The following is a 19678-nucleotide window of genomic DNA, read 5'->3' as shown; positions in this document are numbered from 1 at the left end:
CTATGAGGACGCACCCTTCCAATACATTTCAAACGCATGGTTCAGCTTACGCTCATATATTCCCTTAGAAGTGTAATAGAAGTATTGCATGCTTAAACCATCCATCAAGTTGAGAAAAGCATCGACGAGAAGCTCCACGGATTGGTCGCGAATTACACCCTCTTCCATCCCTTTCGAGATGAATTGTTCAATAATCTTCGTCAGCATCGCATCCGACTCTAGGAATGCTTCCTCAATCGTCTCCTTCAAGAATGCCGGCGGGAAGACCACATATCTCAGTACAATTTTGCCTGCTTCAGGACTCTGTTGATAAAATTGATATTGTCTGTCTAAAATCCCACGTAGACTTTCCTGCGCACTCAGTACTTTCTGTTCTTCCGACAGCTCCTGAATATAAGTGTTATAAGACAACATCGCCTCACGAAAGACCGTCATAAACAAATCCTCTTTATTCTCAAAAAAGGCGTAGATCGCCGGAGTCTTCACGCCTACTTCCTTAGCAATTTCAGAGAGGGCTGTACCCTCGTACCCCTTCTCTCCGAATAGTCTCATCGCCACTTCTTTCAGCTTGTTTCTGGTCAAGACATTCACACCCTTACTTAATTAACGTTAATTAAAAAATACTATACATCTTTATGCATAAAAATTCAATGCTTTTTCAGAAAGAACAACAGCAAATGAATGAAAAAAGCTAACCAATATCAGGACAATTCCTGAATTATGGTCAGCTGGATAGTGAACTTGTTTTACTTTCAATGCAAAAAGCGTTCTCGGGTTAATGTAATCTTTCATCAAACATTAATTGAATTTGAATACCGAATGGGTCTTCAATAATCCCATAGGCTTTGCTAAATACATTGCTAGATAAGGGAACTATGACTTTTACTCGAGCATCTGTGATTAAGCTACTATAGAAGTGTTCAATTTCCTCTACATCAGCACTTTGGATACATAATGAAGTATTATTCCCCACTCTATATGCTTCACTCGGATTCATGGTTTCTTCTGCGATCATTAGTTTGGTTCTGCCGATTAACAAAACAGAGTGAGTAATATACTCCTTATTTTCATCCGTAAGCTGTATGGAGCTGTCACGTTCTGCGAGTTGTTGATAGGTAACACGTAACAATTCCTCTGCATTAAAATGCTTTTTGTAAAATTCTATAGCTTCCTTTGCGCTTCCGTTCATCGATAAGAAAATAGCTACTTCTAGTGTTGTACTCATCGTATAAATCTCCTTTGTTGATTTGATATGTGACCTTGAACTTATTATCATATAAAAAGGTATCAAAACATGACACCTTAAAAAGGGGCTTTTTATTATGAAGAAATCAGAACGATTAAATGACATGATGAGATACTTAAACGGGCGAGAGTTTTTTAATCTAAGTGACCTTATGGAGAAATACAATATTTCAAAAAGTACAGCGCTGCGTGATATTACTTCATTAGAACAATTAGGGATGCCTATTTATTCAGAACACGGCAGACACGGACGTTACGGTATTTTAAAAAATAGATTGTTATCCCCTATTATTTTCACGATAGATGAAGTGTATGCACTGTACTTTGCTATGCTGACGCTAGAATCTTATCAATCTACACCTTTTCATTTAAGTGTTAATAAGCTAAACGAAAAGTTCGAGCACTGTCTTTCGAATATACAAATCGAGCAGATTCATAAAATGAAAAAAGTTCTACAATTCGAAATGTATCAGCATAAGCATGTCAGTCGTTTTTTAGATAAAATTCTAGCAAGTATTCTAAATGAATGTGCCTGTAACATTGAATACACAAAAAATAACCAGACAAAAAGCTACCCTGTACAATTCTTCAGAATTTCCGCGAAGTTTGGTCAATGGTATGCTACTGGAATAGAGTTAAATACGAATACCTATAGGGTGTTTAGATGTGATCGAATAACCTTCATCGAAGAAGAGGAAAGCACAGCCCGCTATTCTATAGAAGAACTTCTTAGTCGTTCCTTAGAATTTTATCAATCCGAGCACAGTATTCAGTTTGAAGTTGAGATTGCGGAGCAAGCCAAGGATATTTTTTATAAAGAGCATTATCCCTCTATGAAAATAGAAGCTGGACCGATAACCGTCATTAAGGGATTCTATAATCCAGGCGAAGAAGAATTTCTAGCTAATTATTTCATGCGTTATGGTCAATATGTTAGAGCAGTGAAGCCTGAAGCCTTGAAACAAATGATTCAGGATAGAATAGAGAATCTCTTACATCATTTTCAAAAATTATAAATTGGACAAAGAAAAGAGGGGTCTACGCCCCTCTTTTTTTTGTATGGATTAAGATTTTATTTTTCCGATGGATAGGCTCACTCGGTAATTCCCATGATTCAAAAGTTGAGCCAGAAATGCCTCAAGCTCCTCGTTAGAAGCAAAATGTCCAGTTAACACATAACATCCTTCTCCGCTAATTCGATGCACTTCGGTAATAGCATCCTCTGCCATCACGAACTTCTGGAATAAAGGATGATTGGCTGATTCCACAAAAAATGTAATAAAGGCTGTGATAGACAGACCTAGCTTTGCTTTATTAGTAACGATCGTATATTGCTCGATAACCCCCAAATCTTCTAAACGCCTAATGCGATTTCCGACCGCTTGGCCGGTCATATGTATCTTTTGGCCAATGTCCTTCCACTGAATTCTGGAGTTTTCTTTTAGTAATGCTAGTATCGCAAAATCGATATGATCAAAAATAAAAATCAATCCTTTCGTCATGAAAGCAAACGGACATATAGCGTTTCGCCAACTTATTCAGCATTTAAGCATGAATATCTATACTTAGTTATATCCTGATTCACTAGTTAGTAGCCATTGAAACAGTGATAACTAAAACACTTCAAAGGAGGCCCAAGAATGCTATTACAAGAAATTTTGGAGTATAACGATCAGTTCGTAGAAGACAAGGAGTATCTACCTTATGAGGGAACTAAATTCCCTAAAAAACGCATGATTGTCGTAACGTGCATGGATGCTCGACTTATTGAGCTGCTGCCTAAAGCCCTAAATATACACAATGGGGATGCCAAAGTCATCAAAACAGCAGGTGGAACGATTACCCATGCATTTGGAAGCATCATGCGCAGTATCGTAACGGCTGTCTACGAACTGAATGCGGAAGAAATTTATATCATCGGTCACCACAATTGTGGCATGAGTCAAAGTAACCCTGAAGGAACACTTCAAAAAATAATGGATCGCGGAGTCGCTACACCAGAAATTCTTTCTTCACTTGAATATGCAGGTATCGATCTTCATAAATGGTTGTTCGGCTTTACGAATGTCGTAGATTCGATTAAAGGAAACATAGATCTGGTGCGTAATCATCCGCTCATTCCGAAAGAGGTAGCTGTTCATGGTCTGGTGATAGCACCAGACACTGGTAAACTCGATCTGATTGTAAATGGATATGAACAAATAACAGGCCACGACAAGCACTAAGCGATACTCATTATACTAAACTAAAGGGAGCAATGAAATATGAATAGAAAAGAAGCGACACAACAGATATTGGACGCTAAATTTGCAAAAGGATTAACTTGGGGCGAAATCGCAAAGGAAAGCGAGCATTCAGAGAGCTGGGTTGTAACTGCACTGTTGGGTCAAGCAACAATGACACGTAATGAAGCAGATAAAATGGGGGAATTGCTTGAACTCGACGAACAAGTCGTTCAAGCGCTCACACAAATCCCACACCGTGGCGATGTCATCGATATGCCGCCTACAGATCCAGGATTGTATCGCCTATACGAAATGCTGCTTGTATACGGTCCAACGATTAGAGAACTTGTTTTGGAGAAGCTTGGCGAAGGTATCATGAGCGCAATCGATTTCCAATTCGACGTACAAAAGCAAGAAGATCCGAACGGTGACCGCATCATTCTGACGATGAACGGAAAGTTTTTGCCATATCGCAAATGGTAATAAATTAAGAAGCGAGCCAGCCACCTTTTAACGATTTCACATCGAAAGGTGGCTTTCTTTTTCCGTATAGATTGTATAGTTAACAATAGTAAAGGTGAGTTGATATGGAGAACAAACGTGTTACTGATAGTCTCAGCACTGTACAATGGTTCATTTTTTTGCTAGCCAATGCAGTGGCTCTGCCCATTGTCATTGGAGGTATTTTTCAATTGTCGTTTGAACAAATTTCAACCTTAATGCAGCGGACATTTTTCGTTGTAGGAATCAGTTCATTTATTCAGGGATGGTTAGGACATAAATACCCTATTGCAGATGGTCCTGCGGGATCATGGGTAAGTATCTTTGTCATATTAGGCAACTTAGCCTTCATTCAAGGGCAAGATCAAATGTATACATTACAAATTCTAGAAGGAGGATTAATCGTAGCCGGTCTTCTTCTCTTCGTATTAGGAACTACAGGGCTAGTTTATAGGCTTCAATTTTTATTCACACCCTTAGTTTCGGGTTCATTTTTATTCATTCTCGCCTTGCAATTAAGCGGTGTATTAGTCAAAGGCATGCTTGGGTTACAGGGAACAAGCGCCGAACCAGATGTTATGGCAGCACTCATATCCTTTTTTATTTTTGGACTTGTTATTATTCTCTCTATTAAAGGAAGAGGATGGATTAGTAGTTACGCCGTACTGATTGGAATCGGCTTGGGTTCGGCATTATTTGCAGCATTGGGGAAAGTGGGCCCAACATTTACAGATTCAAATCCCGTCTTGAAGTTCCCTCAAATTTTTGCTTGGGGAGTACCTCAATTCGATCTAGGGATCGTGATTACCTCACTGTTGTTTACGTTTTTGTTAGTATCCAATACAATTTCTTCTATTTCCGCTGTAAAACAAGTAGTTCCGGTTTTACCGAAAGATGAAAAAACAGCATTAAGTAGAGGGATTTGGACAGGAGGGATCTCTCATATACTAGCCGCCCTATTCTCAACGATAGGCGTTGTTCCATTGCCAGCCTCGGCGGGCTTTATGAAATTAACGGGGCAAAAGCGAATTCGGCCATTTCTTATGGCCTGTCTGTTACTAACCGTTATCGCGCTTATGCCGTCCGTTGTCAATGTGCTATCGTTACTTCCAGCGCCAGTAGCCAGTGCAGCACTTCTAGCTACTTTTGTACAAATCGTAGGGATTGCATTCCAATCCTTGCTACAGGAACAGCTTGATCATCGCCGATTAACGATACTAGGAATAACGTTGTTGGTGAGCATCGGACTTATGTTTTTACCTCCAGCGGTATTTCAGAGTCTTCCTTCCACATTTCGATATATTTGCAGTAATGGTCTGCTTGTCGGCACTATACTGGCCATGCTTTTAGAGCAATTGTGGAAGGGTGAAAAGAAAATAAGCCATTATCGCAAATTATGAAACTACTCAAAAGAGGTAAAAAACACATCTTGAAGAATGGCCTTAGCTTTCTTAAGATTGCGTGTATCCAGTTGGTTAAGCATGTCTACGATTTGACTCATTTCATCGATTTCCATTGCCTCAAGAGATTCTCCAGCATTTAATGGTTCTTCTTCAGCAACCGATTCCGAATGAACCCATGATGCTTCCAAAGTATCCTCGAATGCTTGGATCAGAAATAACAATTCATCTGTGTTATATCTTTGTAGAAACCGATTTATCCCTTTATTCATCTCCTTATGTAGTGCTTGATGCAAATCGAATATTTCTTTTCCAAGAGGTGTTGTAAGAAACAGCACTTCTTTTTTATTATCGGGGAGAAACTCCGTGCGAATCATTTCCTGCAGAACTAATTTTCTAGTGATTTTGGACACGCTGCCTTTCGGAATTCCGAAATGCTTCGAAATGGTAGTGCCATTCACCGGTTCAAGCTGTCCAATTGCATCTATTACATGCAGGGTCATGACTGTGGAGTCTTTGAGGAAATCAATGATAAGGGGATTACTACAGTTCTGAATCAACCATTCCTTCTCTTCATCATCCTCCGATTGAAATCGCTTTTGTAATTGTGGAATCATTTCTATCAATTTTTTTATCAAAATATCCTTATTAGGTAAGTTCTCGAAAGAATGCGTCACTGTTAAGTCTCCTCGTAAATTCATCTTATGATCATTTTAACAAGATACAGATCATAAATAAAGTTTCCTAGAAATAATATTGACAACAAGGAAACTTAAAACGTATTATTGTTTCCATAGTCATTATTTAATTTCTGAGAAACAATAAATCGTAAAGAAGGTATTTATATGAATGTCCTGATTATTTTTGATCATCCATATGGAGCAACAGCGTCCGAGAATGTCCCCCATCAGCGAAGCTATTCCGCGGCCTTACTAGCTTCCGTTATGCGAGGTCTTACCACCAAAGGCCATACGATTGATCTTATCGATTTGCATGCCGATGAATTTAATCCAGTCATGTCTTGCGAAGAACTTGCTGCTTGGCGACAAAAGAAAACCATCGACCCTCTAGTCGCCAATTATCAGCAGCGTCTTATAGCAGCGGATCATATTGTCTTCATATTCCCTATATGGTGGGAAGCCATGCCCGCTCTTACCAAAGGCTTTCTTGATAAGGTATTCGCTAAAGGCATTGTCTACGAAGAAATTAAACCTGGACGGCCCTTCAAATGCTTACTGCCGAATATTAAAGGAGTATCCCTGCTGACTGTTATGAATACTCCTGACTTCTTTTATCGCTGGATTTTTGGCAACCCCATCACCAAGATTCTGTTCAGAGGGACCTTCCGCAAAATGGGAATACGTAAGAATCTCCGTTGGTATAATTATGCCGGAATGTCAGATCGCAGCTTAGAAGAACGGGTGAAGCATCTTAATAAAACAGAACGACGTTTTGCACGACTAGGGTAAATTAAATTACTGAAGCTGAAACGGATGTCGAGAGCTGAACCTCGGGTTTCTTCGCCTCCCGAAGCACCAGCAATCCAATGAATAAGGATGCAACACCAATAATGATCAGCAGTGCCCCCAGCTCCTGACTGTAGGCTGTTAGCGCCCCATTCCGAAAAGCCATCCCGCGTATGAGGCGATTCAGCCAATTCATCGGTAATGCCCAAGCGGAAATTTGAAAAAACTCCGGAAACGCAAGTGGACTCAGTTGGATTCCAGTAGCAAGAAATGACGGATACAATACGAAATTGGTTCGTAAATTAACTTTGGATACGTCTTTGGCAGTATAACCAATCAACAGGCCCATGAGAGACAAGGCAAAGGCATACACAAACAGCGGAAGAATGAACAGATAAGGCTCCGCTACAAAGCGCATTCCCCCCACCTGTTTTAATAAGCCATAACACAGGAGCAGCGAGATAGTGGTCAAAACAGCGTATGGTAGACTACGAACCCAAATCTGCCAAGGAGAGTTCCCGTTTGCAAAGAGTTTCCCCTCCTGACGCAAGCGAGGGACAATTGAACCCGCTGCGCTTGTTGTAATCATCAGCACCACAATATTTACAAATCCAAGCACCATAAAGCCTACGTAACTCGTGGTCGGATTAAACAGCATCCGCTGCTGAAGGGACAATGGAGAAATAATCCCTTTAGAGGTTTCTGCGTCCATTCCTTTCTGAACCAGACGGGTCATCGAAAGCGTCATATTTTCCGTCTGGATGACTTCCTGAATCGCAGTTCGTATACCGGTTAGCCCTGAGGGCATTGTGTTATCCATTAATATGCCGAGATTCGTTGATAACCCCTGCTGCTGACGCAGCTCCAACTCTTTAGGAAGCATGATGACCGCGACTGCCTGCTCATTTGCCAGTAATGTTTCTGGATCCAGGGGACTGGCGTACACATTAGTTACTTTCATATAAGGAGAAGCATTTATTTTAGAGATCAGCTGTCGTGAATACGAACTGTGATCCTCATCAATGACTACAACATGCGATTCGCTGATTTGATTCTTTGAGAACATCAAGCCGAAGAACAGAGCTGCGATTAACGGGCCGATAAAAATCAAGCGTAAATACTTACTGCCCGTTACGTACTTCCACTCATCAATCAGTGATTTCATCGAGCTTCACCTCCGCAGTCATCCCCGGGAGCAAATCAGCATTCGCATCCATAGCTACACGGACAAGAAACATGCTTAAATCGGCTTGCCCTTTTTCACGTGACATGCGTAGGCTGGCAAATTGAGGAGCGACTGCGATGGAAGCAATTACACCCGTCACCTCCTCTGGGTGCTCCAAATACGGAAAATGAACGCTAATGCTTTGATTCACCTCTAGCTTTTGGATTTCACTTTCCTGTATGTAGAGGTCTGTATAAAAGTTGTTTTTCTGCAATATCGCCATTGGCATTCCTTGCTGTATTTGATCTCCCGGCTTTACAATAATCCTGTTGACCGATCCGTCCTCTGGCGCGAGTACATCTGTTTCTCCTTCTTCAGCGGATTTAACCTTGAACAATACCTCTCCCTGTTTTATAGAATCACCTACAGCCACACCGACCTCTATAATTGACCCTGGACTGTTCTGATACAATAGGGTCTTTTGCTCCGCATCTAGAATCCCTTGCTTCCTGCTCTCAGCCTGACTGACAGCATCCTTTCCTTTTACAGCAAGAAGCGCCCCACCAACGATCAACACAATAGCAATTCCGATATACAAACCTGCTTTTATTTTCATTTTCCACTCTCTCCCATTCTCATTTTCCTAACTGCATTTTCGGCAGCCTCCATAATTACTTCTCCCAATGTGGGATGAGGGTGAATGGTCATCGCCAAGTCCTCCACAGTTGCACCCATCTCAATAGCAAGAGCAAGCTCCGACACAAGTGTAGATGCTTCTACTCCAACAATTTGGGCGCCAATAACGATTCCAGAGGTCGGGTCCGCTACAATTTTGACGAAGCCCTCAGTTTCTCTCAAAGCCAAGGCTCTCCCGTTAATCCCAAAGGAGGATTTGCCGATAACGACCGGAATTCCTTTTGACTTTGCTTCCGTTTCACTTAAGCCAACACTGGCCAGCTCTGGATCAGAAAATACAACAAGCGGAATGGCTCTATAATCAACCTCGGAGGAGAGACCAGCAATAGCTTCTGCCGCAATCTTGGCTTCGTAAGATGCCTTGTGAGCAAGGGCAGGACCCAACGTAATATCCCCAATTGCAAAAATATTCGGAATAGCCGTTCTGCACTGTTCATCTGTCTCAATCAATCCCCTGCTCGTCACTGGCAAGCCTATACGGTCCAGCCCTAAATTGCCGTCTGTATTTGGTTTTCGGCCTATAGTGACTAACACATATTCCGCTGTCACATACTGCTCTTCCTGATTTTTTAAATAATGCAGTGTAATGGCATCCGCACTCTGCACTACGTTCACAGCTGTCGCTCCGGTAATCATCTTAATCCCTTCAGCTTTCAACTGCCTTCCAACAGGGCTCACAAGCTCCGGCTCAAATCCAGGCAGCACTTGTTCTCCTCCCTCCAGTATCGTTACTTTTGTTCCGAATTTGGCATACATTTGCCCCAGTTCAACACCTATATATCCCCCGCCTATAACTACTAGGCTTGTTGGAACCTCTGGCAGCGCCAAAGCTTCTGTGGAAGACAAAACACGTCCGCCAACCGGAAAGGCTTGCAGCTCAATCGGACGAGAGCCTGTGGCCAGGATGACATTTTTAAAAGAAAGAGTCTGCTCCTGCCCACACTGACTGATAATCGCCGTATGCTCATCAAGCAATCTAGCCTCTCCTACCAGAATGTTTACGCCTGCCGTCTTTAATAAATAGCTGACTCCTCCTGCCTGCTTATTCACAATTCCCTGCTTGAAATCCTGAGCATTCTTAAATGACACTGCCGCATCTGCAGAGCTGAACGCTCTAAGCCACTCATAACGATGGGATTCTGCAATTAATGCTTTGGATGGAATACACCCTACATTTGTACAGACCCCACCTAACTGATCGCGTTCAACTATTGCCGTCTTCATCCCAAGCTGTGCGGATCGCAGCGCCGCCACATACCCTCCCGGACCTGATCCAATGACCAATGTTTCTACGGATTCAAGTTTATTCATCTCCCGATACCTCCTGTTTATCTAACTAAAAATATGATGACCGTAATATATTATAATCATCATATTTTAAAACCGTCAACAACCTTGTTTAGCATTTCATAAACTAGATGTGCTCAGAAACGCTAAATTGACAGGTTTTATTATGATGATTATAATATTTTAAAAGTAGAATTATGATGCTGTGGAGTGATTACAATGCCCTATCCCAAAGGCCATAAAATAAAAGTACGGAATAAAATTGTTGAAAGTGCTGCCCAGGCTTTTCGCACCCATGGAATTCATGATGTAAGTGTTCCCTTCATTATGAAAGGAGCCGGATTGACGCATGGAGGCTTCTATTCACATTTTGACAACAAAGAACAGCTGGTCGCCGAAGCCTGCCGATATGCCATCAGCGATACCATCGCACTTCTGCAGAAGGTTGCGGATCAGGAAGACCAGAACCCCAAAATCAATGCGGTCATTGATTACTATTTAAGTCCGTATCACCGCGACAAAACCGAGATGGGCTGCATTATTCCTGCCCTTTCTACCGAATTAGCCCACTCTTCCGAGGATGTTCGGCAGGTATTCACACAGGAGCTAGAGCGGATGATTGATTTTATCTCTACTCTGGCTGGCATCGACACGTCCAAAGGTAGCGCACTGTTCAGTACTATGGTTGGCTCTCTTATTCTTGCACGGACTGTAAATAATCCTGAATTGAGCGACAACCTCCTCTCTGCAGGCAAGCAGTCTGCCAAAAAGCTAGTTATGAACTAATTTTGATTTTGAGCCACAAATGAATCCTCCTCCAAATTTCTTCGTAGTAATATGAAATAAAAGGTAACTGAGGGGTGTATCCAATGAACGAGCAGTATGCAGCAAGGGTTGAATTGTTCGCAGAGAACGCACAGAGGATCAAAAAGGCTTTTCCTTGGCATAATGCAATGGTTAGCCGTTTGGCGGGGTTACTGTACACAGCAGAGAATAAAAGTGCAGATGAGGATGCGATTCGTGCGAGCCACGAGCTTATTAAAGAAAATACCGGAATGTTTTCTTCGTTTAGGGGGAATTCGGCAATCAGTATTGCTACTATGCTCTCTCTTTCTTCAGACAAGGAACAACAGCTTGCAAATACGCTGACCGTGTATGACTTATTGAAGGACGTCAAATTTAGAGCCTCTGATTATCTCGTCGTTGCCGCTTATCAAATCGCCGCTAATACGACAACAGATCAGTATCAGCGTACGGTTGAACGCGCAAAGATGTTTTACGATAGTATGAAAGCGAAGCACCGTTTCCTTACCGGACATGATGATTACATCTTCTCTGCCATGCTCGGCCTTTCCGATATCGACGTGGACAGCGGCATCGACCGGATGGAGCAGCTTTACACTACACTAAAGCCTGAATTTATGTCGGGGAACAGTGTCCAAGCTCTGACACAGGTACTGGTTCTTGGAAAAGAAGCTTCTGAAGCAGCGGATCGTGTACTGGCATTACGAGATGCGTTCCGTGCACATGGCATCCGGTTAGATAAGGAATATACCCTTTCTTCGCTGGGCGTGCTTACTTTGCTCTCCTCCAACAATAAGGACATGGTTACGGAAGTCTCAGAGACCTTCGAATTACTGCGTACCAAAAAAGGCTTTGGCAGCTGGTCCATTGTAAAGCAGGAATTGCTACTGTTGTCAGCTGCGCTGGTAGCTTTCAAATATGTAGAGGATGTGCAAAGCGGCATTGTAACCTCGATGCTTTCCACCAGCATCACTAACATTGTGATCGCACAGCAGGCTGCTCTTGCTGGGGCTGCGGCTGCGTCGGCTGCGGCTGCAGCCTCATCTTCTTCGAATTAAGTGGAAATGCGAGGGAAGACATGGACTCGATACAACCAATCACCAATAGGAATGAAGAATGTTTATACCGTCTACTGAATATTTGGGAATCATCCGTGCGGCATACGCATCAATTCTTGTCTGAACAGGACATTGATGCGTTGCGTCCACTGGTTCTACAGGGGTTGGAGCATATAAATCATCTGCTTACTTTTATAGATGAGAATGACCAATCCCTTGGCTTCATAGGGGTTCAGGATAACAAGATTGAAATGCTGTTCGTAGAACCTGCTGCAATGGGAAAAGGCATCGGTAAATCACTCGTTGCTTATGCCATACAGACACTAGACGTACACTACGTCGATGTAAATGAACAAAATCCGCAGGCCTTAGGTTTCTATGAGCATATGGGTTTTGAAGTTTTTGAGCGTTCTGCACTGGATGAGCAAGGTAATCCATTTCCTATCTTGCATATGAAGTTATCGATCGACTCACGTTAGAAGATTACGTCACCTCTCAAATCAAAAGAGACCGCTTCGAGCAGCCATAACAATGGCTGTTCGAAGCGGTCCTTTGTGTTTAAGTAGAATTAACTTTAGTTTTTGGTGTGGACGCTGCGCTTATTCTACTGATTTCAACGCCTCAATCATATGAATCCGTTTGAGCTTAATGTGCATGAATGCCATGACTATGCCTGAGAATAACAGTGTTAACAGCGCGGCATACACATAGCTTGGCCACTTGATGATCGGCGCGAACATCGTCGCATCCAGCTCAGCAGTATTCAAGACGAAGCTGTGCAATATAATGCCAAGACCCGATCCGGCAACAATGCCGAGTAAGCTTAGCAGCAAATTCTCGCGGTAAATATACAACGTTACTTCCTTATCATAAAATCCCAATACCTTGATGGTTGATAGTTCTCTGATCCGCTCAGAGACATTGATATTAGTTAAATTGTAGAGGACAACAAAAGCAAGAGCAGCAGCCGATACAATGAGCACCAAGGTTACAACGTCCATACTCTTCATGGTGTCGTCAAAGGCAGTGCCTACGCTGCTTGAAAAGCTGACCGCAGCCACTCCTTCATTGTCTGTCAGCTTCTCGCCGAACTTGTCCTCCCATGCTTTATCGTGCGTGGTATAGTTCAGCAGCTCTGTGTTGAACACCGGTTCTTGTCCAAATACGGAAGAATAATACGCAGGTGTCATATAGACATAGTGCATTACATAGTTCTCTGTAATCCCTGCCACCTTAATCTTGAATGTCTCGTTATCCTTGTCCACCACACTCAACAGGTCACCGAGTTCAAGCCCGTATAATTTAGCCAGCTTCTCCGAGATTATCGCTCCCTCGTCTGTGAGCATCCGCTTTTCTCCGCTCACTCGATCCCGCAGCTCTACATAATCGGATATAGCATCAACAGATGCAGGAATGAACAGATGCACATCCTGATCATTTACACCACTGCTGTGCGCTTTCATCGTTTCCTGCGCCACACTTAATGATCCGGTTATGCTGGACTCGCCAGTGATCAATTGCTCATAGGCATCCCGTGCATCCGCAGACGCATCTTCATGCAGCGCCACAAGTGCATCATATTTCATGATCGTACCGAACTGCTGAGGTGCAATGCTGCCAATCGAGTCTTTGAGACCAAACCCGGTCAGAATCAACGCCGTACAGCCGGCCACGCCGAACACAGTCATGAACATCCGCTGCTTATAGCGGAATAAATTCCGTGCGGTAACCTTTTGAACAAAGCTCAGTCGTTTCCATACAAACGTAACTCTCTCCAGCAAAATCCGCTGCCCGCTCTTTGGCGCCTTCGGACGCATCAATACGGATGCGTTGCTACGTAGCTCTACCCGCGCGGCAATCCAAGCTGTCAATGTTGTACAGATTAGCGCCACTATAATAGAAATGATGGAATATGACGGATAGAAGCTTTTGATAAGATTCGGCAGATTATAAAGCGAACTGTACGCATTATAGATAATGGTCGGAAACATGGTAAAACCGAGGGCAAGCCCTGCAACCGAAGCCGCCAAGCTGGCAAGCGTACCATAAACTAAGAATTTGGCCATAATGTCACGATTGCCATACCCAAGTGCTTTAAGTGTCCCGATCTGCAGGCGGTGTTCCTCGACCATGCGGGTCATGGTTGTCAGACTGACCAGTGCAGCAATCAGGAAAAAGAATACCGGGAACGCGCTCGCAATTGCCGACAACCGGTCAGCGTTGTCTTTATATTCGGCATATCCCGGATTGGCGTTTCTGTCAGTGATATAGATCTTGGGAAGCGCTAGCTCTGCAAGCTTTTGCTCCCCTGCAGCCAATTCCGCTTTGGCTGAGACCAGTCCATCCGCAATGGCTTTCATATTTGCAGCTTGTTCCTGCTGCACCGCCTCTGGCTGGCGCTTTAAGTCAGCGAGCTGCTGCTCGGCGGCGGCTACCTTGTCACGTCCACTGGACAGCTCTTTCTCACCTTCCGCACGCATCTCAGTAAGACGCGCTTCCGGTACGCCGGACAGCGCCTGCTCTACTGCCTTGGTATGCTGTTCGATCAATTCCTCATACTCTGGTGAATAAGCCTTCACTCCGATTGTATCCTTGAAGGATAGATAGGCTTCCGTATAGACCGGGAGCTTAAAATCTGACTCCGGGATTGCTGCGAATGCATCCGCCGTCCCTTTACCAATTCCGCTGGTGCCCCGGGTACTCTTCTCTATAAATTGTGGGCTTCGCACAAAGCCCACTACGGTATAATCAAGGGTTTCGAAGTTGTTCGACAACTCCGCATCCGTTCCAGCTCCGCTGAACGTTACCTTGTCACCTAGTGCATACTTTTCGACCAGCTTGTCATCCAATACCATTTCTCCGGAATTCTCCGGAAGACGACCTTCAATTATGCTGTACTGGTTAAGAGGTTTATCTGAATTGTAAGAATGAACTTTGAGTATCAAGGCATTATCGCCACTGAATACATCCGCGCTGTAACCCGGCTGAACTTCGTCGATACCCGGTACATCACTCAGCAGATCTATGTTCTCTTCGGTCAGACCATAGTTGGTCTGCACCTTCAAATCCATCAGTCTCGTCTCTTGGTAAAAGGTTCCGGCTGTATCCAGCATATCTGGACCGGCTGACTTGATGCCGGAAAAAAAACTAACGCCCAGCATAATGATTGCAAATATCGAAATAAACCGGGCTTTCGTGTGCCTAATTTCGCGAAAAATATCTTTCCACAACGCTCGCTTTTTCATAGGTGACTTCTCCTTACCATTCGATATCTTCAACAGATACTGGCGAAGGATTGGTTACCATCTTCCGTACCTTAGCATTGTTAATCTCAATAACCCGGTCTGCCATTGGCGCAATCGCCAGATTATGCGTGATTACAATGACTGTCGTCCCTGTATTGCGGCAGGTATCCTGAAGCAGCTTGAGCACTTGCTTGCCGGTATTGTAGTCTAGTGCACCTGTTGGCTCATCGCATAGGAGCAGCTTCGGCTGTTTAGCTAGCGCTCTGGCAATAGCGACACGTTGCTGCTCGCCACCAGACAGCTGAGCCGGAAAATTATCCAGCCGCGCGCCCAGTCCCACATCCTCCAGCACCTTACGCGCATCTAGTGCACGCGGGGAAATCTGAGAAGCAAGCTCAACATTCTCTAGCGTGGTAAGATTCGGCACTAAGTTGTAGAACTGGAACACAAAACCCACATCATTGCGGCGGTAGCCTGTCAACTCCTTGGCACTGAACTTGGCTATGTCCGTACCGTCCACAATGACCTGGCCTTCGTCGGCAGAATCCATCCCGCCAAGAATATTAAGCACCGTCGATTTACCTGCACCGCTGGGACCGACAATCACTGCAAACTCACCTTTATTTATCTCAAAATCAATTCCGTCGTTGGCAACAATCACACTTTCACCCATTTTGTAACGCTTGTACTCCCCTTTTACAGCAACAAAGCTCATTCCTCATCCTCCTGTCTCTATCCAAACCAAGCCTAATTACTTTACATTGTTTCAGTTTATCATAATTAGAACGCCCAAGCCCGAATGGCAAACCCTCATTATGCAAGGTAAAATTCACATCATTAATAAGTTCATTTTTTTGTAACAATAATGTAACAAGGAAATTTTTCCGTAAACGATACTTAGTCATTTGATAGTGTTATAATCACCTTGATTTATTCATTCTTTTCAGGCAAGAGTGAAAGAACAAACAGAAACAGGTGATCAGATGTTCGAACTGAAATGGCTTTGGCAGAACTTAGAGGGGAACCGGACACGGTATATTCTGGCGCTCTGCCTCTCGGTGGTGGGCTCAAGTCTTACGATCGTGAACCCGTACATCAGTCAGCGCATTGTCGATACGTTTATTGCGGGTGACAATGCCCTGCAGAATCTTACACAAGAACGGCAATTATTAATTATGCTCTGCCTAGGCATGATTGGATTTTCTCTACTGCGTACAGGACTTGCTTATTTTACAACCATGCAGTATGAAAAGTCCTCGCAAAACATGATGTACAATATCCGTATTTTTTTGTACAACAAGATTCAAGGACAGGACAGAGAATATTACGACCATAACCGAACCGGCGATCTCATGACCAAGATGACCGGGGATCTGGATATGGTTCGGCACTCGATGGCATGGATTTTCAAAACGATCATTGAATCGCTAACGATCTTCATCGCCGCTGTTATCTATTTTTTCACTATAGATGCTCAGCTGACGTTGTGGATGCTAATCCTGTCACCGCCCATTTTTATTGTGGCTTACATATTTGCTAAACGCGTTCGTCCTATGTATATCGACCTGCGTGAGCGGTTGTCCCAGCTTAACACGACAACTCAGGAGAATATTTCAGGAAACCGTGTGGTTAAGGCTTTTGCCCGCGAGGAGTTCGAGGTCCAAAAATTCACAGAGAAGAATGTCAACTATTCCACGGCGAACAAAAAGGCCGCCCTTGTATGGCTTGATTACTTTCCTTATCTGGAATCATTCGCTCAGGGCTTCAACGTAATTCTTATGTTGGTGGGTGGTTTGTTCCTAATGAACGGCCGGATCACCTTCGGTGAATTCACGGCTTTCTCGTCGCTGATCTGGGCTGTATCCAACCCTATGCGCAACATCGGTATTATTATCAACGATATTCAGCGCTTTTTTGCGAGCTTATCCAAAATTGTTGATATCTATTACGCCAAGCCAAATATTATAAATGAACATAAGTCCACTACTAAACGCCGTTACGAAGGCCGTATTGAGTTCGATCATGTTCGTTTCAAATATGACAGCGCTATCGTACTTGACGATGTTAGCTTTACCGTTGAACCTGGTGAAACTATAGCAATCATGGGCTCGACCGGATCAGGCAAAACAACAATCATCAATCTGATTCCTCGATTCTATGATGTAGCCGAGGGGCGCGTACTTGTCGACGGCGTTGATGTCCGAAAGCTAGAGCTCGATGAGCTCCGCGATAATATTGGTATGGCGACCCAAGATGTACTCTTGTTCTCTGATACTATTGATGGAAACATTGCCTATGGCGATCCTGATCTTCCGGAAGAAGATGCAAAAGGCTATGCCGAGCTCGCGGCCGCACACGACTTCATTACCAAAATGCCTGAAGGTTATGATACCGTTGTCGGGGAACGCGGAGTCGGTCTATCCGGAGGTCAAAAACAGCGTATCGCTTTAGCACGTGCCTTGGCCGTACGCCGTCCGATCCTAATTCTGGATGATACGACCTCTGCTGTCGATTTGGAGACGGAGGAACATATTCAGAAAAGTCTACGCGAGCTGGATTACCCTTGCACGAAGATTATTATCGCGCAGCGTGTATCTACGACCGCGCAGGCTGACCGCATTCTCATTCTGGATGGCGGGAAGCTGGTTGAAGAAGGTACCCACGCCGAACTACTGGCGAAACGGGGCTACTACTACGATGTGTTTAAACTGCAGAACGAGGGTATTGGAAGGCAGGTGACCGCAAGTGGCAAGGAATAAATTCGACGTCGATGAGAATCTGGAATCGCCGTTTAATATAAAACACTTCCGGCGTGCGATGGTATACATCAAACGTAAGAAAACGCCAATGATTGTTGCATTTATACTCAGTGCGCTTTCAGCGGCTATATCCCTATCGGCTCCACTGATCATGCAGCATGTGATCGACGTAACCATTCCGGCAAAAGCCAAGCTTGCGCTGCTGGGCTGGGCTGGACTGATGCTTCTGACCATTGTGGTCAGTGTTTATCTGGCTACTATACGATCACGCATCATGACGAGTGTTGGGCAGGATATTATTTTTGATATCCGTACAGATTTGTTTAAGCATCTGCAAGAGTTGCCCTTCAAATATTATGACGACCGGCCGCAGGGCAAGATTCTCATCCGGGTCGTAAACTATGTCAACGCCGTTTCCGATGTACTGTCCAACGGTATTATCAACTTTATTCTAGAAATCGTGAATTTGCTCTTTATTGCAGCCTTCATGTTCGCCGTTGACGTACGTCTATCATTTGTCATCCTTGCAGGACTTCCGGTATTCTTTGGCATCATGATGCTGATCAAAACTCGGCAACGCCGGGCTTGGCAAGCGGTATCCAATAAGAGCTCCAACCTGAACGCCTATTTGCAAGAAAGCATCAGCGGTATTGGTGTGACGCAAATGTTCTCCCGGGAACAACGTAACGAAGGAATCTTCACACGTCTGGCGGGTAATTTCCGTACAGAATGGATGAAGGCTCTACGTTACAACATGCTTATTCCATTCTCGGTAGACAACTTGTCTACGATCGTTACATCATTGATTTTCCTTGTAGGCCTACTAACACTTAGTCCACAAGACATGACCCTCGGCGTCATTCTGGCGATGAGCAGCTACGCTGCCCGCTTCTGGCAGCCGATTCTGAATCTTTCGAACCTGTACAATAACTTCATCAACGCTGTTGCCTATCTTGAGCGTATCTTCGAGACGCTGGATGAACCAGTTACCGTCAGTGATATTCCGGACGCGAAGACACTTCGACCTGTAGAGGGCCATGTCACTTTCGACGATGTGACCTTTGCCTATGACCCAGGACTCAATATTCTGGAGAATATCTCCTTTAAGATCAAAGCGGGAGAAAGCATCGCTCTGGTGGGACCAACAGGTGCAGGCAAAACTACGGTCGTCAATCTGATCTCGCGCTTCTATAATATTTCCAGCGGTAAGATTCTTATCGACGATCAGGATATCTCGCAGGTTACACTGAAGTCTCTGCGCAGCCAAATGGGAATTATGCTACAGGATAGTTTCATCTTCTCCGGTACGATCTTGGACAATATTCGTTACGGTAAACTCGATGCCACCGAGGAAGAAGTAATCGCCGCAGCGAAAGCCGTCTGTGCCGATGAATTCATCCGTGAATTCGATCAAGGCTACCTGACAGAGGTCAACGAGCGCGGCTCCAAACTATCTCAAGGACAGCGGCAGCTCATCTCGTTCGCAAGAACGCTTTTGGCTGATCCGAGAATTCTCATACTAGATGAAGCCACTTCATCGATCGATGCGAAGACTGAGCGTTTGCTGCAAAAAGGTCTGAATGAGCTCCTTAAAGGACGTACCTCGTTCATTATCGCGCATCGCCTGTCCACCGTAAAAAACTGCGACCGTATTATGTATGTATCTAATAAAGGTATTGCCGAAAGCGGCTCACATGATGAGCTTATCGCACAAAAGGGGCTTTACTACCGCCTCTACACGGCACAGAAGATGGAAGCATAACTCAATAAACACCAAAAAAAGCTCAGGCTGTAAATCGCCCTAAGCTTTTTTGGTGTTTATATATT

At 44.1% G+C, this 19678-nt stretch carries 19 protein-coding genes; 10 read left to right on the top strand and 9 right to left on the bottom strand.

Annotated elements, in window-relative coordinates:
• Window positions 1-591, bottom strand: coding sequence for a TetR/AcrR family transcriptional regulator (locus R50345_RS03585; protein ID WP_231574030.1), 591 nt, complete (start codon window positions 589-591; stop codon window positions 1-3).
• Between the two features lie 184 nt (window positions 592-775).
• Window positions 776-1225 (bottom strand): VOC family protein, encoded by a 450-nt coding sequence (locus R50345_RS03580; RefSeq protein WP_042124178.1) that lies wholly within the window; start codon window positions 1223-1225, stop codon window positions 776-778.
• A gap of 97 nt (window positions 1226-1322) precedes the next feature.
• On the opposite strand from R50345_RS03580, the gene R50345_RS03575 reads away from it, so the two are divergent.
• A complete protein-coding gene (locus tag R50345_RS03575) occupies window positions 1323-2261 on the top strand; it encodes a helix-turn-helix transcriptional regulator (protein WP_042124177.1) in 939 nt (312 codons plus the stop codon).
• A gap of 48 nt (window positions 2262-2309) precedes the next feature.
• Here R50345_RS03575 and R50345_RS03570 read toward each other — a convergent pair whose 3' ends face one another.
• Window positions 2310-2747 carry an Lrp/AsnC family transcriptional regulator gene (locus tag R50345_RS03570; protein ID WP_042124175.1) on the bottom strand — a complete coding sequence of 146 codons (438 nt, stop codon included), beginning with the start codon at window positions 2745-2747 and terminating at the stop codon, window positions 2310-2312.
• 138 nt (window positions 2748-2885) lie between these two features.
• Between R50345_RS03570 and R50345_RS03565 the strand changes: the two genes are divergently transcribed.
• The 3 genes from R50345_RS03565 (at window position 2886) to R50345_RS03555 (ending at window position 5371) form a co-directional block, all read left to right on the top strand.
• Complete coding sequence (locus R50345_RS03565; RefSeq protein WP_042124173.1) at window positions 2886-3470, top strand: beta-class carbonic anhydrase; 585 nt, start codon at window positions 2886-2888, stop codon at window positions 3468-3470.
• 39 nt (window positions 3471-3509) lie between these two features.
• Window positions 3510-3953: a cyanase gene (gene cynS / locus R50345_RS03560; protein WP_042124170.1), complete on the top strand. Its 444-nt coding sequence runs from the start codon at window positions 3510-3512 to the stop codon at window positions 3951-3953.
• A 104-nt stretch (window positions 3954-4057) separates the two neighbouring features.
• Window positions 4058-5371, top strand: coding sequence for a purine/pyrimidine permease (locus R50345_RS03555; RefSeq protein ID WP_042124168.1), 1314 nt, complete (start codon window positions 4058-4060; stop codon window positions 5369-5371).
• A 2-nt stretch (window positions 5372-5373) separates the two neighbouring features.
• On the opposite strand, the gene R50345_RS03550 is transcribed toward R50345_RS03555, so the two are convergent.
• Window positions 5374-6048, bottom strand: coding sequence for a helix-turn-helix domain-containing protein (locus tag R50345_RS03550; protein ID WP_231574029.1), 675 nt, complete (start codon window positions 6046-6048; stop codon window positions 5374-5376).
• Window positions 6049-6216: 168 nt separating this feature from the next.
• On the opposite strand from R50345_RS03550, the gene R50345_RS03545 reads away from it, so the two are divergent.
• Window positions 6217-6840, top strand: coding sequence for an NAD(P)H-dependent oxidoreductase (locus tag R50345_RS03545; RefSeq protein ID WP_042124164.1), 624 nt, complete (start codon window positions 6217-6219; stop codon window positions 6838-6840).
• Between the two features lies 1 nt (window position 6841).
• On the opposite strand, the gene R50345_RS03540 is transcribed toward R50345_RS03545, so the two are convergent.
• Genes R50345_RS03540 through lpdA form a run of 3 tightly spaced genes read right to left on the bottom strand, consistent with a single transcriptional unit; the run spans window position 6842 to window position 10009 of the window.
• Window positions 6842-8002: an ABC transporter permease gene (locus tag R50345_RS03540; RefSeq protein ID WP_042124163.1), complete on the bottom strand. Its 1161-nt coding sequence runs from the start codon at window positions 8000-8002 to the stop codon at window positions 6842-6844.
• Window positions 7986-8618, bottom strand: coding sequence for a biotin/lipoyl-containing protein (locus R50345_RS03535; protein WP_042124161.1), 633 nt, complete (start codon window positions 8616-8618; stop codon window positions 7986-7988). The genes R50345_RS03540 and R50345_RS03535 overlap by 17 nt, the downstream gene beginning before the upstream one ends.
• A complete protein-coding gene (gene lpdA, locus R50345_RS03530; protein ID WP_042124159.1) occupies window positions 8615-10009 on the bottom strand; it encodes a dihydrolipoyl dehydrogenase in 1395 nt (464 codons plus the stop codon). The genes R50345_RS03535 and lpdA overlap by 4 nt, the downstream gene beginning before the upstream one ends.
• 195 nt (window positions 10010-10204) lie before the next feature.
• On the opposite strand from lpdA, the gene R50345_RS03525 reads away from it, so the two are divergent.
• The 3 genes from R50345_RS03525 to R50345_RS03515 all read left to right on the top strand — a co-directional run bounded on the left by R50345_RS03525 (window position 10205) and on the right by R50345_RS03515 (window position 12326).
• On the top strand, window positions 10205-10771 hold the full coding sequence (locus R50345_RS03525; protein ID WP_042124157.1) for a TetR/AcrR family transcriptional regulator: 567 nt from the start codon (window positions 10205-10207) through the stop codon (window positions 10769-10771).
• A gap of 83 nt (window positions 10772-10854) precedes the next feature.
• Window positions 10855-11847, top strand: coding sequence for a DUF4003 family protein (locus tag R50345_RS03520; RefSeq protein WP_042124155.1), 993 nt, complete (start codon window positions 10855-10857; stop codon window positions 11845-11847).
• Window positions 11848-11867: 20 nt separating this feature from the next.
• On the top strand, window positions 11868-12326 hold the full coding sequence (locus R50345_RS03515; protein ID WP_042124153.1) for a GNAT family N-acetyltransferase: 459 nt from the start codon (window positions 11868-11870) through the stop codon (window positions 12324-12326).
• A 120-nt stretch (window positions 12327-12446) separates the two neighbouring features.
• Here the strand turns inward: R50345_RS03515 and R50345_RS03510 are convergent, their stop codons facing one another.
• Window positions 12447-15092 carry an FtsX-like permease family protein gene (locus R50345_RS03510; RefSeq protein WP_042124151.1) on the bottom strand — a complete coding sequence of 882 codons (2646 nt, stop codon included), beginning with the start codon at window positions 15090-15092 and terminating at the stop codon, window positions 12447-12449.
• A 13-nt stretch (window positions 15093-15105) separates the two neighbouring features.
• The gene (locus R50345_RS03505; RefSeq protein ID WP_042124149.1) at window positions 15106-15807 is read right to left on the bottom strand and encodes an ABC transporter ATP-binding protein; all 702 of its coding nucleotides are present in this window, start codon (window positions 15805-15807) and stop codon (window positions 15106-15108) included.
• 238 nt (window positions 15808-16045) lie between these two features.
• On the opposite strand from R50345_RS03505, the gene R50345_RS03500 reads away from it, so the two are divergent.
• Together R50345_RS03500 and R50345_RS03495 are read left to right on the top strand one after the other, a co-directional pair.
• On the top strand, window positions 16046-17851 hold the full coding sequence (locus R50345_RS03500; RefSeq protein ID WP_231574028.1) for an ABC transporter ATP-binding protein: 1806 nt from the start codon (window positions 16046-16048) through the stop codon (window positions 17849-17851).
• The gene (locus tag R50345_RS03495; RefSeq protein WP_042124145.1) at window positions 17838-19613 is read left to right on the top strand and encodes an ABC transporter ATP-binding protein; all 1776 of its coding nucleotides are present in this window, start codon (window positions 17838-17840) and stop codon (window positions 19611-19613) included. The genes R50345_RS03500 and R50345_RS03495 overlap by 14 nt, the downstream gene beginning before the upstream one ends.
• The last annotated feature ends 65 nt before the right edge of the window (window positions 19614-19678 follow it).

The sequence above is a fragment of the Paenibacillus sp. FSL R5-0345 genome (assembly GCF_000758585.1).
In the GTDB taxonomy this organism is placed as follows: domain Bacteria; phylum Bacillota; class Bacilli; order Paenibacillales; family Paenibacillaceae; genus Paenibacillus_AQ.
This window is presented reverse-complemented; position numbering and strand designations above follow the sequence as displayed.